The organism is Natroniella sp. ANB-PHB2 (genome assembly GCF_046097105.1).
GTDB lineage: Bacteria > Bacillota > Halanaerobiia > Halobacteroidales > Halobacteroidaceae > Natroniella.
On sequence record NZ_CP175562.1, the window covers coordinates 2,018,853 to 2,041,233 of the forward strand.

Consider the following 22,381-nt stretch of genomic DNA (forward strand, 5'->3'; position numbering starts at 1 on the left):
TGTTATTTATCATCTTATTTGTTCTCTACTAATATATCCAACTTCTTCACAATGATGAATTATTCTATTAATGAACCCCTCTCCTATTTTGGGCCAACTAAATCCTAATCCCTTCAAAACATCTACTGTAAATTTAGTACTAATCTTTTCCATAGTATTCTCTTTAATAAAATCATGATTTCCCGACCCTAAATCATTAAAAACAATACTTAGTTCTCTATTTAACCTAGAACCTTGAATTTTTTTAGAAATATACGTACTAAAAAACTGATCATCTACCTCTTCAATCAAATATCCCCTTTTAACCATTTCATCAATTAATTGTTCCATTGAAATCAAGTTAGGGTTCATTAAATGAAAATTATAACCAATAACCTCTTGGCATAATATAAACCTGACAATAGCCTGACTACACCTATCAATTGGTGATAAATCAGTCTTATAATTCAGATAAGAAGTTGGTACCTTTCCAAGGGTGATAAGCCCTTTTAAATTATTATAGAATCTATTTTCATTAATATTTTCTTGAAATAATCCATCTTTGTACCTACCAACTAATAAACCAATTCTATAAATTGAAGCTTGTAAGCCTTTATCTCTTGCCTTATAGACTAACTTTTCCGCTTCAAATTTACTCATTCCATACACATTCCCTATAAAATTTTGTCCTATATTTAGATCACTTTCTTTAAAAACTTCTTTATTGCCATTAGAACCTATAACACTCAATGTCGAGGTATGATGGAATTTTTTAGTTTGATTTTTAAAACAAAAATCTAATAACCTCTTAGTACCCATAACATTAATTCTTTTGAAATCTTCATATTTTCCATAATGTCTTACATCAGCAGCAGTATGAATAACTGTATCAACCTTTTTAGATAATTGTTGATACCTCTTCTCTTTTAGACCTAAATTATCTTTTGTTAAGTCTCCTTCAACCACAACAATCCTATTTTGTAAGTATTTATCTAGTTGACTACCAAAATAAAATCTTGCCTTCTTCTTTAATCTAACTAAAGGGCTCAACCCAGATTTCTTTCTGATTAAGCAATAAATATTGGCTTTAGTCTCAATTAAAAGTTCCTTTAATAAATGAATCCCTAAAAATCCAGTACCACCTGTCAAAAGAATATTTTTTATCTTACTTTTATTAATAGTTAATTCCTCAAATTGAGTAGTATCATATTCTTCAATCATTATTTCCTCTGAAGAAACTGCCGTTTCCTTAATAGCAGACGATACCTCTTCTAAGCCACCATCTCTAATCTCTTTAATTTTTTCTACTAACATCTTAATTGTTGGTTGAGCATAAATTTCTTTGATAGGAATTACTATTTCATATTCTAATCTAATCAAATTCATCAATTGCATTGCAGCTAGTGAATTCCCACCTAAATCAAAGAAGTTTTCTTCAGTTCCTATCTGTTTTAAGTTGAGTATCTCACTCCAAATATCAACTAATTTTCTTTCCATCTCATTTTTAGGAGCAACATATTCTACATTTTTAATTACATTTTTATTAGGTTTAGGTAGTTCTTTTCTATCTATTTTACCATTTTGATTAAGAGGCATTTCTTCTAGCTGTATAAAATAAGAAGGAATCATATAATCTGGTAGTTGATCTGCTAAAAAATCCTTTAACTCTGCTACACTACACTCTTCCTCTGCTACAATATAAGCAGCTAAGTATTTAATTTTATCTTTATATACCATTACTATCGATTCTTTAATAGCTTCATGTTTTAATAATTGCTTCTCGATGGCTCCTAGTTCTATTCTAAATCCTCTTATTTTAACTTGGTGATCTTTTCTACCCAAAAATTCTATATTCCCATCTGGTAACCATCTTGCTAAATCCCCTGTCTTATACATTATCTTTCCGTCAGCAAATGGATTATCAATAAAAGCATTTGCTGTCTTATTTGGTTTATTTAAGTATCCTCTTGATACTCCGTCTCCACTCACACATAACTCTCCTACTACTCCAATAGGTTGTAAATTATTATTTTCATCTATTATATAAGCAGTTGAGTTACTGATTGGTTTTCCAATAGGTATATTGTTTTCATATTCTCTATCAATGTGATAAGTCGTAGAAAAGGTTGTATTTTCTGTTGGCCCATAGCCATTAATAATCTTAATCCCTTGACATTCCTTACGTACCTTATTAATGTATTGAGGATTTAATACATCTCCTCCAACTAATAAGTACTTTAAACCAGAAAAAATTGTTGGATCTTCATCAGCTAACTGACTAAATAGAGGAGATGTTAGCCATAAAGTGGTTATCTTCCACTCAGTCAAAGCTTCACCTAAACTTCCAGCATTTAAAATTGTCATCTCATCAACTAAATATAATCTCAAACCATTCAAAAGAGCCCCCCATAACTCAAAGGTTGTAGCATCAAAGACAATTGCTCCTGTTTGAAGTATCCTATCACCTTTAGAAAATTCAACATAATTTGTATTCTTAACCAATCTAATTACATTTCTATGTTGAACCATTACGCCTTTAGGCCTTCCGGTTGAACCAGAAGTATACATTATATAAGCTAGATCTTCAGGTCTACTAACTTGAATCAGATTAGTATTATCACCACAATACAATGATTCATTATTCAAATTAATAACTTCCAGGTCAAGCTCTATCTGATCTATAAATTTCTCTTGGGCCAACAAAAGATTCGGTTTACTATCTTCCACCATATATTTTACTCTTTCGGCAGGGTATTTAGGGTCAATTGGTAGATAGGCTCCTCCTGCCTTTAAAATTGCCATTACACCTACTGCCATTTCAACTGTTCGCTCCACCATTATTCCTACTATTACATCTGATTGAACACCCTTTTTTCTCAATAATCGTGCTAATTGGTTAGCCTTTTGATTTAATTCTAAATATGTTAACCTTTTTTTATCACAAACGACCGCTATATTACTTGGATTTTCCTCCACTTGCTTCTCAAACAGCTCGTGAATTGCCTTATCCCTAGGATATTTTGTCTTTGTATCATTAAACTCATAAAGTAATTTCTTTCTTTCTTTTAAAGATAGAATATCAATCTCTGCTAATTTCAACTTTGGCTCTTTTACTACTTCTTGTAATATATTTTTAAAATGCTCTACGAATCTTTGCATTGTTTCTCTTTTAAATAATCTAGTAGAATACTGTAAATTAAACTGTATTCCATCCTTTTGTTCTATACCTTCTAAAAAGAGATCGAATTTAGCTATATCATACTTGAAATTATAATTTGCAACCTGCAAATCACCAATTTTAACCTCTTTTAAATTTATATTCTGTAAAGCAAATACCGTGTCAAAGAGTGGATTTCTCCCCTTATCTTTTTCAAGTTTCAAATCATCAACAATTTTATCCAATTGATAATCTGAATTTTCATAAGCTCCTATTGAATTAGTTTTAACCTCCTGTAAAAATTCTAAAAAACTCTTATCTCCCTGAGGATAATTTCTCATCGCAAGAGTATTAACAAACATTCCAACTACACTCTCTAAATCAGCATCTACCCTTCCAGCAATTGGAGAACCTACTATAATATCTTCTTGCTCTGTATATCTATATAATAAAATATTATATGCTGCAAACAAGACCATATATAAGGTAGTATTACTTTTTTGGGCCAACCTCTTTACTTTACTAGTAATCTTCTCAGGCAATAGAAAAGTTATTGTATCTCCTTCATAACTTCTTTGCGCCGGCCTTGTATAATCAGTAGGCAATTCAAGAACAGGTAGCTCACCTTCAAATTGCTTTAACCAATAATTTTTTTGTTTGTTTTCCAATTGGCTATTAACAAACTCTTCTTTCTGCCAAACAGCATAATCTCTATATCTTTTTTTCAAATCAATAAGCTGTTCACCTTTATATAATTTCCTAATCTCCTCTAACAAAATCTCCATCGACTTACCATCAATTATAATATGATGAAATACAAGAGCAAGAAAATACTTTCTATCTGCAACCTTAATTAAAGCAGCTCTAATTAAAGGAGGTCTATTTAAGTTAAAAGGAGTCCCTAGCTGATTTAAAACTTCTTCAATATTATCTTTATTTTGCTCCATATATACTAACTCAAAATTAACTTCTTGATAAATTTTTTGAACATATCTTCCATCTACAACTTCAAATCCTGTTCTTAAAGCCTCATGCCTTTGAATTAATTGAGCAAAAATTTGTTGGAATTTATCTTTCTCAACCTCACCTTCAATAGCTAATACAAAAGGTTCGTTATAATTAGTACTACCTTGATCCAACTGATACTCAATCATTACACGCTCTTGAGCTGAAGATAATGGATAATAATTTCTCTGTTCTACTTTCCCCACCATCAACTCAACATTATTATCAATCTTATTAATATACTCTGCCAACTTTTTAATCGTTGTTCTACTTAAAGCTTCTTTTAAAGCTATTTCTACATTCAGTTTTTGACGAATATTATTTACTAGACTCATCAGCTTCAATGAATCGCCACCTAAAGCAAAGAAATCATCCATAATTCCAACTCGTTCCAAATCCAATACCTCTTGATAAATCTCTACTAGCTTTTTCTCTAATTCAGTCTTAGGAGCTATATAATCAGTATCTATTCTTTGATTAGGTTTGGGTAATTCTTTTCTATCTATCTTTCCATTTGGATTGACCGGTATCTCCTCTAGCTGAATCAAAAAAGTTGGCAACATATAATCAGGTAATTTCTTAGCTAAATACTCCTCTAACTCAGCTACTATAACTTCTTTGTGAGCTGTAAAATATCCACATAAATATTTATCATCTCTATTGTCCTTCCTTGCTATTACTACAACTTCATCAATAGCCTCATAATTCAATAGTTGATTTTCTATCTCTCCTAACTCTATCCTAAAACCCCTAATCTGTACCTGATCATCTATCCTACCTAAAAATTCTAAATTACCATCAGGCAACCACCTTACTAAATCTCCCGTCCTATACATCTTCTCCCCCAAAACAAATGGATTATCTACAAAGCTTTCTGCTGTTTTGGTAGGTTGGTTTAAATATCCTTTAGCTAAACTATCTCCTGCTAAACATAACTCTCCAGGTACTCCTATTGGTTGTAAATTGTCATTGTGATCTAAAACATAAGCTTTACAATTATTAATTGGTTTTCCTATTGGAATATTATCATAATCATCATCTACAACAAAGCTTGTACTAACCACAGTATTTTCTGTTGGCCCGTAATTATTTACTAATTTATACCCCTGCTCTTGATAATACTTCAGTTTATCTCCTCCGGTAAGTAAAAGCCTTAAAGAGTTATTATCAAGTTTCATAAACTGTTCACAAAGCTGAGTCGGTAAAAAGCTGATTGTAATCTTATTTTCTTTAAAATAATTATTCAACTTATAACTATCCAGCCTTATCTGATCAGGAATAATATATAATGAAGCTCCTTTTATTAAATAAGGAAATATCTCCCATACAGATGCATCAAAACCAAACCCTGCATACTTACTTGCTCTATCTGCTGTAGTTACTTTATATTTATGATTATGCCAAGTAGCCAAATTAACCAATGACCTATGACCAACCATTACCCCTTTAGGTTTTCCAGTAGATCCTGAAGTATAAATAATATAGGCCAAATCATCTACTTGGTTTACTGCTTTTAGATCTGACTTAGTACCTTGATATAAAGCTTCATCTTCTAGATTAATAGTTTCTATTTCATGATCTAGCTCAACTATTGACTCCTTCTGGCCCAATAAAATATCAAGATTACTATCCTCCACCATATAATTGATTCTTTCCATTGGATAATTAGCATCAATCGGTAAATAAGCAGCTCCAGCCTTTAAAATAGCTAATACTCCTACAACCATCTCCATAGATGGCTCTAGCATAATTCCTACTACATCATTAGGCTCTACACCTTTCTTTCTTAATAGATTAGCTAATTGATTTGATTTTTGATTCAACTCCTGATAAGTTAACTCCTCATCTTCAAATACTACTGCTATATTATCTGGAGTCTTTTCTACTTGTCTTTCAAATAATTCGAAAATTGTCTTATCTGTTGGATATTCCATAGCTGTATCATTAAATTCATAAAGTAACTTATCCTTCTCTTTGCTAGATAACATATTTATTTCTGATAACTTTATTTTTGGATTCTTTGTTACCTCTACTATTATGTTTTTAAAATGATTTATCAATCTTTTCACTCCATCTTGTCTAAATAAAGTATTCCTATATCCTATATCTAGTTCAATCTTTTTATCAGTTACTATTCCAGTTAAAATAAATTTAATATTATCCATATTATCCACTACATTTTCAACCTCATTATCTAAACAAAAAAACAGATCAAATGTATCGTCATCTTCAACAGTTGATTTCGAAAATATATCTTTAGATTGATTCTTTTTCCTTGTAGATATTTGTAACTTCTCTTCTTTTAACTCATCTAAAAAAGCTTTAAAACTCTTAGATGAATTAGGAAAGCTTCTGACTGGTAATAATTTGTATTCTTTATCGTCTGAGTTAATGATATCGGGTACTCCTATTACTATACTCTCTTGGCCCGTATACCTATATAATAAAACATTAAAAGCTGTTACTAATACTTCAGATAATGTAACATTGCTACTTTTAGCTAAGCTCTTTAATTTTATTACTATATTTTCATTAAAATTAAAATTTAATTTCTCAGTCCAAAAATTTGTCATGAATAGTCTGTTATAACCTTTATAATTATTTCTTTGAGAAACTCCTTCTTTAACTTTATTTAATTGATAATCTTCTTCTCTAACTCTACCAACTACTCTATCACCTTTCATAAAAACTCCTCCTTGTTTTATTATTAATTTATCTTACAAATTTTTTAATTTTGGTTAGTTTTTAATATTCAATCAATTCATTATAATATATTATTATGAATTGATTTTATTTTATGTAATTTTTTGGTCATATATATATAATTTGGTCGGAGCTAACAAAATTCCTTCTTCTATATTAAAAAATTATTATTTTTTAATAATTCATATCTACTTTTTTAACTCATTCAAAATAAAAAAACCACAAGAATGGTCTATTTCATTTAAAATATATATTTTTTAAAATCCATTAATCAGATCACTAATCGATAAAATTACTAACTTATCTTCTTTTAACCTTCCTCTAACACATACAGACATCTTATAATTTTTACTATCAAGCTGATACTGACTAAAATTATATGAATTATTTTCAGATCTATCTTCTAAAGCAATATGATTAGTTCCATCAAAAAGTATTGTGAAATCATCTAAAGGTTTTGATAATCCTTTGCCTATGGCTTTTATATAACTTTCTTTCAAAGTCCATAACTTATAAAAATAACTCTGTCTATCTTCTTGCTTTATTAAAGATTCATATTCTCTTTTTGAAAAAAAATTATTTACCAGATTAAGATCAATAGCTTCAATTTTTTGAATATCTATACCAACTTCATTTTCATTTATAGCACAAACTACCCACTCCCCTGAATGAGATAGATTAAAATAAAAATCATTATGATCCTTTAAAAATGGTTTTCCATAACTATTTTTTCTAAAAAAAATTTGCCTATTTTTGATCTTTAATTTCTTACAAGCTATTTTTCGTATTAAAATCTCTCCCATTATGCTTCGATAGCAATCCTCCTTCTTTAAAAACTTTTTAACTTCCTTCTTTCTTCTTTTCGAAATATATGATAATAAGTCATTCAAACTAAAATTTTCTATTTCATCTAATTTTAAGGCATAAATTTCTAACATAATCTTATCTCTACTCCTTTTATTTAAACATATTTAGCCTAATTATTAATGTGTTTTAATTGTTATTTTTTATAAAATAATAATATTTTTATCATTATTTCAATATATTATTTACAAAAAACAAGGTTTATGGTAAAATTAAACTGTATGCTGGAAATTTATTCAGCAAAACCCTTTAATATGAAAGGATGATGTTAATGCTTAAAGGAACTTTCAGTTCGCAACTAGTCGTATCAGATGTAGAACGCTCCATTAAATTCTACAAAGAAAACCTAGGCCTAGATTTGATATTAGGGCCAACAGAACCACTTACTGGTTCTAAATTATCAAATGCACTAAAAATTCCTGATGTCAATTTAAGAATGGCTCTCTTTAAAGTCGGAGAAAGTGCCCTTTTAGAATTATATGAAGTTATTAATCCCAAGCCTGAAACTAATGAACCTATATCTATTAATTCAATAGGAGCATCTCGCATCAATTTTGTTGTTGAAGATATTGAAGCCACAAAAAAAGAATTAGAAGCCAAAGGGGTAGAATTTTTTAGCTCTATCAAGGAATTTGAAGGACGCAAATGGGTAGTTATGTCAGATCCAGATGGAATTGGCTTAGAGCTTGTACAGCTTACTGAATAACTTGTTTTTTTAAAGATAACATAAACTTTTGCTTAATTAAAAGATGAAAGGATGGTCTATATGATAAAAGATATTTTTAGTTCACAATTGGTTGTGTCAGATTTAGAAAGATCAATTGAGTTTTATACAGAAAAATTAGAGTTAAAATTAATCGAAAAATCAACAGAACCAATCAATGACCCTGAATTATCTGAAGGAATAAATATACCTGACGCCAGCTTTAAATTTGCTTTATTGAAAATTGGGGAAGAGGATTTATTAGAATTATATGAATTCATTAATCCTAAACCTGAAACTGATGAAGCTGTTCCTTTTAACTCAATTGGAGCATCTCGCATTAATTTCCTTGTTGAAAATATTGAAGATGCAAAAAAAGAGTTAGAAGCTAAAGGAATTGAATTTTATAGTCCTGTTAATGATTTTGATGGACATAAATGGGTTCTTTTTTCAGATCCAGATGGAATCGCCTTAGAACTTGTACAACCTGATGAATCAGAATTATAAACATCATCTTTTATTTAATTGATAGATATAGAAACTTAAAAAGTTTCTATATCTATCAATTCTACAACTACCTTTTTTTATATGTTAAAAAGATCGATGGGCAATTTGTCTGTTGTATAAAACCCAGCAGGTGCTTTTAAGATCTGAGGTATCCTATTTATAGTACTGGCACAAGTAACAGGTAAAGCCATAGCTGAAACCTCTAAATCTATTTCTGGCTCTCCATGAATAGTCCATTTGCTTACATCAACCTCCCCTTCAACAAAAACCTTCAAATCACACTGTGATTCAACTACAGGCCCTTCAGTTGTAATTACTATCACAATAGCAGAAAGACCAACTACATTACCAGATGGAATAAACCTATCAATCTTTTTATGATAAATATCTTCTTGATATACAATTGGTTCAACCCTTTGATCAATAGATTCTACTGTCCAATTTAACTTAGCACAGATCCACTCATTTATATTCCACATAAACGAAGGAAAAGTGTAAATTGGTACAATCTTTTCTTTAAAACTCTCTACACTAAGACCTAGCCCATGTAAATCGGCTAACTCCACACCATAATTCCCTAAATTTCCTGTAACAACTCCTGTTATCTTTTCTATATCATAAGCTGCTCCAGCTGCAGAAGTTACCATATTACAACATAGCATATCTTGGTAACCAGAAGTGGTCAGGGTACAGTCATTCTCTTTTGCTAATTGATCTAACTCCTCGGAAAGTTTAGGGGAAGTATTCCAAGGATAAACCGCTTCCTCACTAATCGAAATAGCATTAATCCCTTCTGAAGCTGCAAGTTTATAAAAAGGATATACATCCTTCATAAAACTAGCAACAGAGATAATACATACGTTAGCCTCTGAACTATCAAACACCTCTATTGGATCATCACTAATAGTAACCCCTAAAGGATTATCTAATCCAGCTACAAAACCAATATCCTTCCCGACTAAATCAGAGTTATTATCAATCGCTCCTACAATTTCTGCTCCTCTTTGATGTAAATAACGAATAAAATATTCCCCTGTCATACCACAGCCACATAAGATTACCTTTACATCAGATTGAAATTCCATTTTACTTCCTCCTTTATAATTTAAGTTTATCTCACTTCTTCATGTGAAAATTAACTATAATATATAATTAGATGTCAATATAGGTTATACCTTCTTATTCTTCATCTTAATTCCAATAAAGTTATCTATACACATTAATATTTCTCTAAAATTTTCATTCTCAAATAAAAAAAGAGCTTCTCGCTGAAGCGAGAAGCTCTTTTGGATTTATCATATTGATCAATTACCAAATCATTAATTCTTTAGCTTTTTCTTTCAACTCTTCCCTGAAGTCTGGATGTGCAATATTTGTAAGTCTTTCAACTCTTTCTCTAATTGAAGTTCCTCTTAACTCTGCTACACCATACTCTGTCACTACATAATCAACATCATTTCTAGATAATGATACCGCAGCACCTTGAGTCAACATAGGTACAATTTTAGATATAGTCTTTCTCTCATCACCTTCTCCAGTCCTAACATCAGCAGTAGAGTAAAGAGCGATAATTGACTTTCCTTCTGGAGAATTTTGTGCACCAATTGCAGTATCAGCTTGACCTCCTGTACCACTAAATTGCTTAGTTCCAATTGATTCAGATGCACATTGACCAGTTAAATCAACCTCTAGTGTTGTATTAATAGAAACCATCTTATGGTTTTGACCAATAACATGAGGATCATTTACCCAGTTTCCATCCATAATTCTAACAGCAGGATTATCATCAATAAAATCATATAACTTTTTACTTCCTAAAGCAAAAGTAGCTACCATCTTTTCTGGCATAAGTGTCTTTTTCTTATTATTTACTGCACCAGCATTATATAGATCTACCATTCCATCTGTAAACATCTCTGTATGAATACCTAGATCTTTTTTATCTAATAACTCTGCAGCAACCGCATTTGGAATTCCACCAATACCTAACTGAATTGTAGAACCATCTTCAACTAATTCAGCAATGTTCTTACCAATAATTCTATCTTTCTCAGAAGGTTCTGCTATTGGTAATTCTGGAATATCATAATCAGCCTCTACAAAGAAATCTACATCGTCGATATGAACTGTTGTGTCACCAAAAGTTCTTGGTAAATTAGGATTAACCTCCAAAATCACTATGTCAGCGTTTTGTACCATTAATTTCTCATAAGTTGCACTTAAAGATAAAGATAAATAACCATGCTTATCTACTGGAGTAGCAGTTCCGAAAAAGATATCAACATCTCTATGTGCTAACCGTTTTGTACCAGCTAAATGAAGATGGTTTGGTATAAAAGAAACCAACTTGTCTTTATGTGCTTTTCTAATACCAGGGCTATAAAACCAAGCTTCCATTCTAAAGTTATCTTTATACTCTGGATTTGTAAAGTATTCATTATTGCTCAATGGAAGACATGTAGAGACAATAACATCTTCTACATCATCTGCAATTGTATGAAGCTCACTTAAAATACTCTGAGCTTCAGCTGCAGCTAATCCTGTAACAATATGATCTCCCGTTTCAACCTTACTTAATGCTTCTTCAGTAGTAATTCTTTTTTCTTTATATGATTGCTTAATACTCATTATTTACCTCCCTCTTAAAATTAAATTAACCTAATACTAATCCACCATCAACACTTAAGATTTCACCATTAACATAAGAAGCTTCATCAGAAGCAAGATATAGGTAAGCATTAGCGATATCTTCTGGTTTTCCTAATTTCTTTAATGGTGTCTTCTTCTCCATAGCACCTAATACTTTATCTGGTACTTCATCAGTCATTGGAGTTTGAATAAAACCAGGTGCAACAGCATTAACTCTAATACCCTTTGGAGCTAACTCCTTAGCCCAAGTCTTAGTCATTCCGATTACTCCAAACTTAGTAGCAGCATAGTTAGTCTGTCCAAGGTTACCATAAAGTCCTACTACGGAAGAAGCATTCAAAATTACTCCAGAATTTTGCTCCATCATTACCTTAGCTGCAGGCTTAGTACAGTTAAAGACACCTTTTAAATTAATATCTATAACTCTATCCCAAGCTTCTTCACTCGTCTTAATTAAGAACCCATCAGCAGTTATTCCTGCATTATTAACAAGAACATCTAACTTTCCAAATTCTTCAACTGTCTGGTCAATCAGCCCTTTAGTAGCTTCAACATCAGAGACATCTACTTCAATAAAGATAGCTTCTCCACCAGCTTCAGTAATCTGCTTTGCAGTATCTTCACCAGCTTCAGCATCATAATCTGCTACAACTACCTTAGCTCCTTCTCGAGCAAAAGTAAGTGCAGTCTCCTCTCCAATTCCTTTTGCAGCTCCAGTAACAATTGCAACTTTTCCTTCTAATCTCATAATTTTCCCTCCATTAAGTTATTTTTTAATTATTGCCTAATTATTAATTAACACTTTCCCCATCTAATTACATTTGCAGCCCAAACATAACCTATACCAGCAGCAATCATCGAGATTACTGTACCATCTTCAATCTTACCTTCCTCTAAAGCTAAATGAATAGATAAGATCTGATCTATCTGTCCTAGATGGCCATATTCATTTAAATAAATTGATCCCTCATCTTCTAACCCTAATTCTTCTAACATATACTCATGCATTGAACGTTTGAAATGTAAGACTGCTAAATAATCTAATTCTTCTTGTGGAATATCTGCTTTAGCAAAAGCCTTTTCTATACATTCAAACCAATTTTTCATTGAAACTTCTTTTAATCTACTTTTCATATGCTCAGGATCAAAAATATTTAACTTATATGCTTTATCTAAGTTTTCTTCTGTAATTGGATGTTTAGTCCCACCATATTTAACTCCAGCATCACGGGCCAAACTACCATCAGTTATTATTTGAGTTCCAAGCAATAAATTCTGATCATAATTTTTCTGTAAGATTATAGCTCCTCCACCAGCACCCAAATTATACATCATCGATAAATCAGGATCGCTATAATCAACAAAATCACTATTTCTATACCCTCCTACTATCATCACCGTCTCTATTTCATCATCAGCAATCATCATATCCTGGGCTATCTTCATTGCACTAACTGTAGTACAACATCTTTGTTGAACATCTATTGCCCATGCATTTGTTGCTCCTATCTGCTCCTGAATATAAATCCCTGATGTAGTTAAAGGGTATTCTTTCCATTCTTCTCCAATACATAAAATCACATCTATATCCTTAGGATCAACGCCAGTATTCTCTAAAGCATCTAAACCAGCTCTAACCCCCATCTCTTGCGTACCATCATCTGAACCAGGTATTACCTTTTCAGAGATTCCTAACTTTTCCTCGATAGCTTCCGCTGCCCAAACTCCCTCAGTTTTTTCAGCAATCTCTTCAGCTGTTATTCTCTCTTCAGGTAAGTAAACTCCAGTTCCTACAATTCCAATCTTAGGTTTTTCTTTCATAATTTATTAGCCTCCTTAAATAACTTTATCTTGAATATATTTTATAATAAAATCATTTCATCACAGTTACAGAATAATTACTAAATAGTTATAAAAAAGTTACAAACTAAATTTTGGTTGTTAATCCATAATCAACTGCTATATTTAGTTCTGCAAAGCCAAAAAGCCTAGAATTGCTAAAGAAAACTCTTCTGGTTTCTCATAGAAAGCAGCATGACCTGCATCTTTAATAATTAGCATCTGAGTATCTGCTATTTGTCTCTCAATTTTTTCCATTTCATAAACTGGTGTAATAATATCACGGCTACTAGCAATTAATAAGGTAGGAAGTTCAATCTGATTTAACTCTTCTAAGCAATCAAATTCTTTAGAACTCTTTGATAACCTGATAAAACCTTCAAACCACTCCTGAGTTAATAATTGGTCAAACCCATCTGCTCGCTCCTTTAACCACTTCCACTCACGATTATGAAAGTCATCAGAATAAATCGGTGGTATTGCCAATTTGAAAAATTGCTTACCACTATTTAATCTAGCAGCTTCTTCCCAGCCATCACTTAAAGCCTGTAAGTATTTTGAAGTCTGAGCAACTGAATTTGCTATACTTAGACTTGATAACATCTTAGGGTATTTAAGAGCAAATAACATAGCTACCATTCCACCATAAGAAATCCCTGCTAAATGAACTTTATCAAGTTCAAGATAATCTAGCAAAGCCTTTATGTCATCAACATGAATACCGATATGATAATCCTCCTCATAAAAACTAGAAGCACCTTGATCTCTAAAGTCAACTCTTAAGACTTGATAATCATTTTGTTCAGTAAATCTTGGTACTAATTCTTCCCAACTAGCAGTACTCATCATTATTCCATTCAAAAAGAGAATTGTTTCTTTCCCACTACCATCCAGCTTATAATTGATATCTACTCCATTTATTTTAACTCGTGGCACAATCTCACCCCATTTAATTAATAATCAAATTCAAAATAATTGAGTCTTTCATCCTTAACATCTTCCTTTAACTGAAAATAATACATATAAATATCACCCCCACTACAGTAACCTCTAGCCTACTGCAAGGGGATGATATTTTTACTAACTATTAATTTTATTTAAAATTGATAACTAACTGCTACCTTCAGTAATAAAGCTCCCTCTCTAACAAAATCTCCAATAAATAAATCTGGATGTTGATCTTCTATATTCAAGCCTGAAAGATCATCTCCAAAATACTTTAACATATTATAGTAGGCTTCAGCGGTGAGTCTGATACCATCATTTAGAACTTTACTATACTCCAATTTAGGCTCAACTTTTACCAAGTATTCAGTTCCATCCACTACATAAGGATTATTTGTTTCTAGTTTTCCAGCTAAATAAGTCTCAATGCGAAACTCATTATGCAACTTAAAAGTTAACTTATCTGTTAATCCCCTTTTATAAGTTCCAAACAATCGTGGAGTAAAGAGAATGGTAGTATCTATATCATTCCATTCTCTTTCAACCTTTAACAACCTAGTAAAATCATCACCACTATGGCCTTTAATACCAAATTCCCACCCAGAAATTGCATTATAAGTCAAGGCCGATTCTAAATTAAGAGTAGTCACTGCATTCTCATTTTCATCAAGCAATTGTTGATGTTGCAAAGCAACACTACCCATTAAAAAACCGGTAAAGTTGAGTTGATCTGGTATTAAATAATATTCTAGATAACCCTTTATACTAATCTCTTCAGTTCGTTCATCAAAATTAAACTCTGTATCATACTCTTCACCACCAAATTCGACAGCCAATCGAGCCTCTACTCCAGTATCAATACCGTCAGAAAGCTCTGTTTCGTAATTTACAAAAGGAGTTAATGTTAAGTTTTGTTTATAATCTTCCTGCGGTACTATAGAATCATCATTAGTCCATTTAACTCTCCTAGCACCATCAGTTTTAGGAAAAAGCCAGCCCCCTTTTGGCCTTTGAGCTATACCTAAATTTTGCTCTAAATAGTTAGTCATAATAAAACTACTATTAATACCAAAGATCACTTCTGATTTCATAGGAGAGTTATACTTATAATCAGCATAGAAATTAGCTCCTAATATAGGATCATTATTAGCATTAGGAGCATAACTTTTATTATCAAATCGCAACATATGTTGTGGGGCATCCAATGCATTATTATCCCCTAAGGTTCCTTCCACTCCCAAGTTAAACCCTTCAAACACTGCATAGTTGACAGTAGGTTCAATCAGAGTCGGCTTTGATCCTGTAGTATAAAAGGTCCAAAACTGCGGCTCTCCTTGTAGAGTAGTTAATAACCATAAGCTAGAATCTAGAGCTCCAACACTTAAATCAAAATCTCCTTCTAAAGTAACAATTAAATCATCCGCTCCACTACTAAACAGCGCCCAGTCATGATACTCATCATTTAAATATCTGACGCTTGTTATCACCTCTCCTGAAAAATCAGCAGCAAAAGTTGGTAGAGCAAAGTTAAGTATAACAACAAGTATAATCGATATTTTCTTCACACTCTTTCCCCTTTTAACTTTTCTTCTTGAGTAAATATAGTAAAGAATAATAAGTTTCTTGAATATCTATCCATATCTTTCAGCAACCTATATTAATGCTTAATCTTAGTTATTATCACTATCATAATCAATCCAGTCAGTCTCTATCTCAAAATCACCATCTACACCTTGCATGAAGTACATTGATCTAACACCTTCACGCAATCCTGGGCCAAATTCAACATCATAAGCTAACTCTCCATCCCAACCTTCAAAAGTTTCCATTGTTTCAATCAAGTTCTCTCTAGTTATATCATCGCCCATTCTTCTTACAGCTTCAGTAAAGACTTCAGCCGCAACCCAACCTGCTGCTGCATAAGAATAAGATCGCTCATTTGGATAGTACTCCTCTAATGTAGTAAGGAACCTTTCAACACCAGGATTTGGATCATCGAAATCAATTGGATCTAACCAAGCTGCTGCATAAACATCATTCCAAGCTTCTCCAGCTAAGTCAAACATGATAGGATCAGCTAAAGAATATGTAGTTATAAATTTAGGGTGATAATCCATATCTCTTGCAGTAGTAACAATTGATGCTGCCTCCTGTGCCGTTGTATGAATAACTACAACTTCAGCTCCAGCATTACGTAATCTTGTTACGTGAGAAGTGTAATCAGTTGTATCAGCACCAAAGCTTACTGATTCTACTGGCTCAATTTCATAATCAGCTAATTTATTAGTAACACCTTCTCTTCCTTCTTCTCCAATATCAGTATCATCACCAATTAAGCCAACCTTTTCTTCTTCCAAATCTTCTACAATAAATTGAGCCATTATATTTCCTTCCACAGCATAGTTAGGCTGAACCACAAATACATTATCCTTTGGTGGACGGGCAAAACTATTTGCTCCCCCAGCTGGATAAACAAAAGGAATATTATTTTGTTCTAAATAAGGCATTACTGCCATACTTGTTGGAGCTCCTAAACCACCAACTATACTGAATACATTATCCCTCTCTACTAATTCAGTAACTCCAGAAACAGTACGAGAAGGCTGGAACTGATCATCATGAACAATTAAATTTATCTCTCTACCATTAACTCCGCCTTCTTCATTCAACTTATCAAAGTAAGCACTCATTCCCCTCTTCATAGGAACGCCAATTGGAGCAGCAGGTCCTGTTAAAGCTTGAAAGCTTCCAATCTTGATCTCATCTTCAGTTACTCCTGGAACATCCTCATCTCCAACAATCGCCTCAGATCCACAAGCTGCTAAAGCAAAGACCAAGAACAAAGACAGACATAACAGCAAAAACTTCTTTTTAAACATTAACTTTTCCCCCTTATAAACTTTTATTGATTCAACTCTTTATATAAAATAAATTGAACCCTCTATATAAAATCATAGTTAACTTACTCCTAGGTAAGCCTTTCTTACTTCATCATTATTTTTCAGTGCTTCACTACTACCAGAAAAACTAATCTTTCCAGTTTCTAAAATATATCCATAATCAGCAATTGATAAAGCTTGATTAGCATTTTGCTCTACAATTAAGATAGTTGTTCCATCATTGTTTATCTTCTCAATGATTTCAAAAATATCCTTTACAATCAAAGGGGCCAACCCTAACGAAGGTTCATCTAACAAGAGAACTTTAGGTTCGGCCATTAAACCTCTAGCAATGGCCAGCATTTGTTGTTCTCCACCACTTAAAGTTCCAGCAGTCTGTTCTTTTCTCTCTTCTAAAATCGGGAAATAGTCATACATTCTTTTTATATCTGCTTCGATATTTTTCTTATTTTTTCTACTATAAGCACCAACCTTAAGGTTTTCATAGACACTCAATTCACCAAATATCTGTCTCCCTTCAGGAACTTGTACAATTCCTTCCCCCACAATCTTTTCAGCAGGAAGTCGATCTATTCTTTCTCCTTCTAAAGTTATCTGCCCACTAGAAGGTTCTAATATGCCAGAAATAGTCTTCAAAGTAGTAGTCTTTCCTGCACCGTTGGCCCCTAAAATACTTACTATTTTGCCTTCAGGCACTTCTATAGAAACATTATCCAAAACTTCAATAGAACCATAACCAGCACAAACATTATTTAATTTAAGCATCTACATCCTCCTCTCCTAAATAAGCCTTAATAACATCAGGATGATTTTGTATCTCTTCTGGATCTCCCTCAGCAATCTTCTTTCCAAAGTTAATTACAGTAATTTCTTCACAGATATCCATAACCATAGACATATCATGTTCTACCAATAAAATTGAAATATCCATTTCCTTACTGATACGCTTAATTAACTTAGCTAGCTTATTAGTTTCACTCTCATTCATACCTGCTACCGGTTCGTCCAACATCAAAAGTTTAGGATCACACATTAAAGCTCTACCTATCTCAATCGTCTTTTTTATCCCATAAGGCTGATCAACCACTTTACTTTCAGCCAGATGATCTATTCCTAAAAGCTCCAACATCTCCATAGCCTTTTCTTCTGCCTTCTTTTCTTCTTCCAAAGCCTTATCTGTCATCAAGAGCGAAGAAAAAATATTGGTTTTGAAGTTATTATGTTGGCCCACCAAAAAATTCTCTAATACATTCATATTATCGAACAACTCTACATTTTGAAAAGTCCTACTAATACCTAATTTTACAATCTGATGTGACTTTTTATCTAAGATGCTTTCTCCATCAAAGATAATATCCCCTTCATCAATTTCATAATATCTGCTGATACAGTTAAATGCCGTACTTTTTCCAGCACCATTAGGGCCAATCAGTCCATATATCTCCCCAGCTTCTATTTCCATATCCAGCTTATTTACTGCAGTAATACCACCAAATCTTTTAGTTACACCTTTTAATTCTAAAAGACTCATACACTCTCACCACCAGATTCAGTTTTAGTGATACCTTTAATCTTACTAGCCAACTTCTCTTCTAGTTCCACAATACCTCGTGGAGCAAAGTGAACTATCAATACAATTGCCAGCCCCATTATAATAAGTGGTACATTTCTGACTCTAGAAAACAGCTCCGGTATCATAACCATAAATATAGCACCATAAATTGAACCCTTTATCGAAGCAATTCCTCCAATAATAACCATCACAAAAAAGTCGATAGACATTAAAAGTTCAAACTCATAAGGACTAATATAGCCAATAGAATGAGCATATACTACACCTGCTACTCCAGCAAAGATTGCACTGATAATAAAAGCAACCGTTTTATAATAAGCTGTATCAACCCCTACTGTTCGAGCTGCAATTGGACTGTCTCTAAGAGCAATCAAAGCTCTTCCTGACTTAGTATCAAGTAAGTTTTTAACTAGAAAAATCATCACTAATAATAATACAAGTGCTAAATAATAAGACCTCATATGAGTATTAAAATTAAAACCAAAGATTTCAGCACCGAGCAATGTTCTTCCACGAGAACCACCAGAAAAACCACTCCAGTTAATCAAAATCTGATAAACAGCAACTCCAAAACCTAGAGTGGCAATTGCTAAATAATGCCCCTCCAACTTCAAAGCAGGTATTCCTAAAAGAAAGCCAAAAAATGCTGTTACAATAATCGCAGCCAATAAACCAACAAGAAATGGCAGACCTAAATCCATCGTAACAAAAGCAGAAGTGTAAGCTCCTATCGCTACAAAAGCAGCATGTCCTAATGAAATCTGCCCTGCAAAACCAAGTAATAAATTCATCCCTACTGCTACCATAGAATAAATTAGAATCATATTAATTGTAGACATTAAATAATTTGGCACTTGCAAAACCGGCGGAATAAGAATAGCCAATATTATAACAAACAGCGTCGATCTCTTTATTTCTGTATTTTTCAGTTTCATAATTACACCTTCTTCCTGGTCTTTTTACCTAATAATCCCGTTGGTTTAAACCAAAGCATTATAATTATAAGTAAGAAAGCAATTGTACTACCCAAACCTGTCGATATGTATACCCCTACAAAATTCTCCATAACTCCTAATAAAATACCACCAAGAACCGCTCCCGGTAGACTTGTAAAACCACCTAATACTGCAGCGGAGAACGCTTTAATCTGTATATCCATCATATATCCTATAAATAAATAAGTAACTGGAGCTATTAAGATTCCTGCTATTGCTCCTAGAACACTACTAACACCCCAAGTGAGCAAAAACACCTTATTCACATTTATCCCCATCAATCTTGCAGTAGTTATATCTTCAGCAGTAGCTCGCATTGCTATACCAGCCATACTCTTTTTAAAGAATAAAAACATACCTACCATAATTACTAAAACCAAACAAATTATGAATATACTATGAGGAGCCAATCCTGCTCCTAAGATATTAACTGAATCTCCAGTAAACGCACGCGGAAAACTATTAGGACTATAACCCCAAATCCATCCAGCAATTCCATCCATAATTAATAATAGACCAACAGTAATGATCAGTAAAGTCAAATGACCTGAACCCTGAGCTGGTCTCATAAAGACTCTTTCGACAACAACACCCAATATAGCTGCAAAGATTAAAGCTACAATAAAAGCAGTGAAATATGAAAAACCATAGCTCGTCATTGCTGAAAAAGCAACGAAAGTACTGAGCATAGCCATATCTCCCTGAGCAAAGTTTACTACATGGGTAGTTTTAAAGATTAATACTAAACCAAAAGCTCCTAGAGCGTATAAACTACCAGTCGCAATTCCACTTAAAATCATCTGTAACATCAGTGAACCCCCTCTTCTAATATTTACTAGAACTAATTTGATAAGGAATAACTAGGTTTATTTCCTTAATCCCTCCTTCTGACTAATTTCTTCACTCTCGTTTAAATTTTACTACAATTAAGTTACATTGAAGTTACAGCGTTATAACTTCAATCATTCAGCATGATGACACCGTAAAAGTTAACCTTTTTGCATTCATATTGCATTATATGCCAACTTACAAGCTAATTAATCGTACAATGTTGTAGTGTTAGAGATAATGGTGAATTTTTTAGAATGGTAAGAGAAATAATATCTACAACCCTTTGTAACTCTCTTGTAACAATTTTGCTATATAATATATCAAATTCTTAAAAAGGAGCGTGCTCAATATGAATATCGAGCTAAAGAGCGTCAAGCTTTCTAATGGAGAGACTATGGCCTATCGAGAAAGAGAAGGTGGTAGTCAATTACTAATTCTTGTTCATGGCAATATGAGCTCTTCTAAACACTGGGATATTTTTATGGAAGAGATAGATGAAAAATATAAAGTTTATGCTGTCGATTTACGAGGCTTTGGGGACTCTACGTACCATCAACAGATCAATTCTCTTGCTGACTTTGCAAATGATTTAAAACTCTTTACCGATGAATTAAATTTAAGAAACTTTCATTTAATGGGCTGGTCGACTGGTGGAGGAGTAATAATGGAATTTGCCGCCAGTTATCCTGATGATGTAGAAAAGTTAGTACTGCTTGAAGCAGTAAGCACTAGAGGCTACCCAATCTTCAAAAAGAATGAAAAGGGAGAACCTATCCCTGGAGAATTACTTAGCACAAGAGAAGAAATCGCTAAAGACCCAGTCCAAGTAGTACCAATCCTTAAGACTTATAAAAACCAAGATAAAGAAAGACTCAAAATCATCTGGAACAATCTAATCTACACAGATAACAAACCTGCTCCTGAAAAGTACGATGAATACCTTGAAGCGACACTCAAACAGAGAAATCTAGTCGATGTTGATTATGCTTTAGCAAACTTTAATATCAGTTCAGAATATAACGGAGTTAAAGAAGGAAATGGCAGAGCAGAAAAGATAATAGCTCCAACTCTAGTTCTCTGGGGTACAAATGATCAAGTAGTCCCTGAACAGATGGCCTTAGATATAGTCAACGATATTGGTGATAATACTCATTTAGTCTACCTAGATGATTGTGGCCATTCACCACTAACTGATGATTTAGAACAAGTAATTACTGTTGTCACTGACTTCATAACATCATAACTGATCAGCATTCAAATAAAAAGAAGGAAGAGGTAGCTACCTCTTCCTTCTTTTTATTTGAATCTTGACCTTTCTAACTAAATCCCCTTAAAGCGGATAATTAGCAACAGTCAACTCCTCTTTAAATGGCTCTAAGTCAATATCTTTTCTTTCATTATACAATTCGATTGACTTCTTATTAGTCTCAACAGTAAAGGTTAAATTCCTAAAAAAACTTCGGTCAGTAATCTTAATCTTTTTAATTTTTGAAATAGGAATTATTATATTTTTATCATTACTTTTAGCAATTTCTTCTAAAGATAGACCCTCTAACTTCTCCCTACCTAACTTTCCAGGGAAAGGATCTTTTACTAAAAATGATCGATGGCTTTCACCCACATAAATCAATAACAATTCTTGATCAGTAAAATAAAGATCATAATAATGATATAATACACTATTACTTGTAAAAAACTCCTCTAATTTATAAATCACATTTGTACTCACTT

General features: G+C 32.6%; 17 protein-coding genes. 3 read left to right on the forward strand and 14 right to left on the reverse strand.

Annotated features, from left to right (window positions below; translation table 11 throughout):
* Window positions 1-9: 9 nt before the first annotated feature.
* The gene (locus tag ACKF5P_RS10125) at window positions 10-6,825 is read right to left on the reverse strand and encodes an amino acid adenylation domain-containing protein (protein ID WP_408955077.1); all 6,816 of its coding nucleotides are present in this window, start codon (window positions 6,823-6,825) and stop codon (window positions 10-12) included.
* A 276-nt stretch (window positions 6,826-7,101) separates the two neighbouring features.
* Window positions 7,102-7,782: a 4'-phosphopantetheinyl transferase family protein gene (locus tag ACKF5P_RS10130; RefSeq protein ID WP_408955078.1), complete on the reverse strand. Its 681-nt coding sequence runs from the start codon at window positions 7,780-7,782 to the stop codon at window positions 7,102-7,104.
* Window positions 7,783-7,979: 197 nt separating this feature from the next.
* Between ACKF5P_RS10130 and ACKF5P_RS10135 the strand changes: the two genes are divergently transcribed.
* Both ACKF5P_RS10135 and ACKF5P_RS10140 read left to right on the forward strand, forming a co-directional pair.
* The gene (locus tag ACKF5P_RS10135; protein ID WP_408955079.1) at window positions 7,980-8,414 is read left to right on the forward strand and encodes a VOC family protein; all 435 of its coding nucleotides are present in this window, start codon (window positions 7,980-7,982) and stop codon (window positions 8,412-8,414) included.
* Between the two features lie 60 nt (window positions 8,415-8,474).
* On the forward strand, window positions 8,475-8,918 hold the full coding sequence (locus tag ACKF5P_RS10140) for a VOC family protein (protein ID WP_408955080.1): 444 nt from the start codon (window positions 8,475-8,477) through the stop codon (window positions 8,916-8,918).
* A gap of 77 nt (window positions 8,919-8,995) precedes the next feature.
* Here the strand turns inward: ACKF5P_RS10140 and ACKF5P_RS10145 are convergent, their stop codons facing one another.
* The 11 genes from ACKF5P_RS10145 to ACKF5P_RS10195 form a co-directional block, all read right to left on the reverse strand.
* Window positions 8,996-10,003 carry a dihydrodipicolinate reductase gene (locus ACKF5P_RS10145; RefSeq protein ID WP_408955081.1) on the reverse strand — a complete coding sequence of 336 codons (1,008 nt, stop codon included), beginning with the start codon at window positions 10,001-10,003 and terminating at the stop codon, window positions 8,996-8,998.
* A 223-nt stretch (window positions 10,004-10,226) separates the two neighbouring features.
* Window positions 10,227-11,546, reverse strand: a complete 1,320-nt coding sequence (locus ACKF5P_RS10150) for an acetyl-CoA hydrolase/transferase family protein (RefSeq protein ID WP_408955082.1) — start codon at window positions 11,544-11,546, stop codon at window positions 10,227-10,229.
* Window positions 11,547-11,571: 25 nt separating this feature from the next.
* Entirely contained in the window at window positions 11,572-12,315 is a 744-nt protein-coding gene (gene fabG, locus ACKF5P_RS10155; protein ID WP_408955083.1) for a 3-oxoacyl-ACP reductase FabG, read from the reverse strand.
* Window positions 12,316-12,362: 47 nt separating this feature from the next.
* On the reverse strand, window positions 12,363-13,388 hold the full coding sequence (locus ACKF5P_RS10160) for a 3-oxoacyl-ACP synthase (RefSeq protein ID WP_408955084.1): 1,026 nt from the start codon (window positions 13,386-13,388) through the stop codon (window positions 12,363-12,365).
* A gap of 144 nt (window positions 13,389-13,532) precedes the next feature.
* Window positions 13,533-14,342, reverse strand: coding sequence for an alpha/beta fold hydrolase (locus ACKF5P_RS10165; protein ID WP_408955085.1), 810 nt, complete (start codon window positions 14,340-14,342; stop codon window positions 13,533-13,535).
* A 161-nt stretch (window positions 14,343-14,503) separates the two neighbouring features.
* Window positions 14,504-15,916: a hypothetical protein gene (locus ACKF5P_RS10170; RefSeq protein ID WP_408955086.1), complete on the reverse strand. Its 1,413-nt coding sequence runs from the start codon at window positions 15,914-15,916 to the stop codon at window positions 14,504-14,506.
* A gap of 105 nt (window positions 15,917-16,021) precedes the next feature.
* Entirely contained in the window at window positions 16,022-17,230 is a 1,209-nt protein-coding gene (locus tag ACKF5P_RS10175) for an ABC transporter substrate-binding protein (protein ID WP_408955087.1), read from the reverse strand.
* A 78-nt stretch (window positions 17,231-17,308) separates the two neighbouring features.
* On the reverse strand, window positions 17,309-18,016 hold the full coding sequence (locus tag ACKF5P_RS10180) for an ABC transporter ATP-binding protein (RefSeq protein ID WP_408955088.1): 708 nt from the start codon (window positions 18,014-18,016) through the stop codon (window positions 17,309-17,311).
* On the reverse strand, window positions 18,009-18,782 hold the full coding sequence (locus ACKF5P_RS10185) for an ABC transporter ATP-binding protein (protein WP_408955089.1): 774 nt from the start codon (window positions 18,780-18,782) through the stop codon (window positions 18,009-18,011). The genes ACKF5P_RS10180 and ACKF5P_RS10185 overlap by 8 nt, the downstream gene beginning before the upstream one ends.
* The gene (locus tag ACKF5P_RS10190) at window positions 18,779-19,759 is read right to left on the reverse strand and encodes a branched-chain amino acid ABC transporter permease (RefSeq protein ID WP_408955090.1); all 981 of its coding nucleotides are present in this window, start codon (window positions 19,757-19,759) and stop codon (window positions 18,779-18,781) included. The genes ACKF5P_RS10185 and ACKF5P_RS10190 overlap by 4 nt, the downstream gene beginning before the upstream one ends.
* A gap of 2 nt (window positions 19,760-19,761) precedes the next feature.
* Entirely contained in the window at window positions 19,762-20,628 is an 867-nt protein-coding gene (locus tag ACKF5P_RS10195; RefSeq protein ID WP_408955091.1) for a branched-chain amino acid ABC transporter permease, read from the reverse strand.
* 371 nt (window positions 20,629-20,999) lie between these two features.
* Between ACKF5P_RS10195 and ACKF5P_RS10200 the strand changes: the two genes are divergently transcribed.
* Window positions 21,000-21,893, forward strand: a complete 894-nt coding sequence (locus ACKF5P_RS10200) for an alpha/beta fold hydrolase (RefSeq protein ID WP_408955092.1) — start codon at window positions 21,000-21,002, stop codon at window positions 21,891-21,893.
* 87 nt (window positions 21,894-21,980) lie between these two features.
* On the opposite strand, the gene ACKF5P_RS10205 is transcribed toward ACKF5P_RS10200, so the two are convergent.
* The gene (locus ACKF5P_RS10205) at window positions 21,981-22,379 is read right to left on the reverse strand and encodes a hypothetical protein (RefSeq protein ID WP_408955093.1); all 399 of its coding nucleotides are present in this window, start codon (window positions 22,377-22,379) and stop codon (window positions 21,981-21,983) included.
* Between the last annotated feature and the right edge of the window lie 2 nt (window positions 22,380-22,381).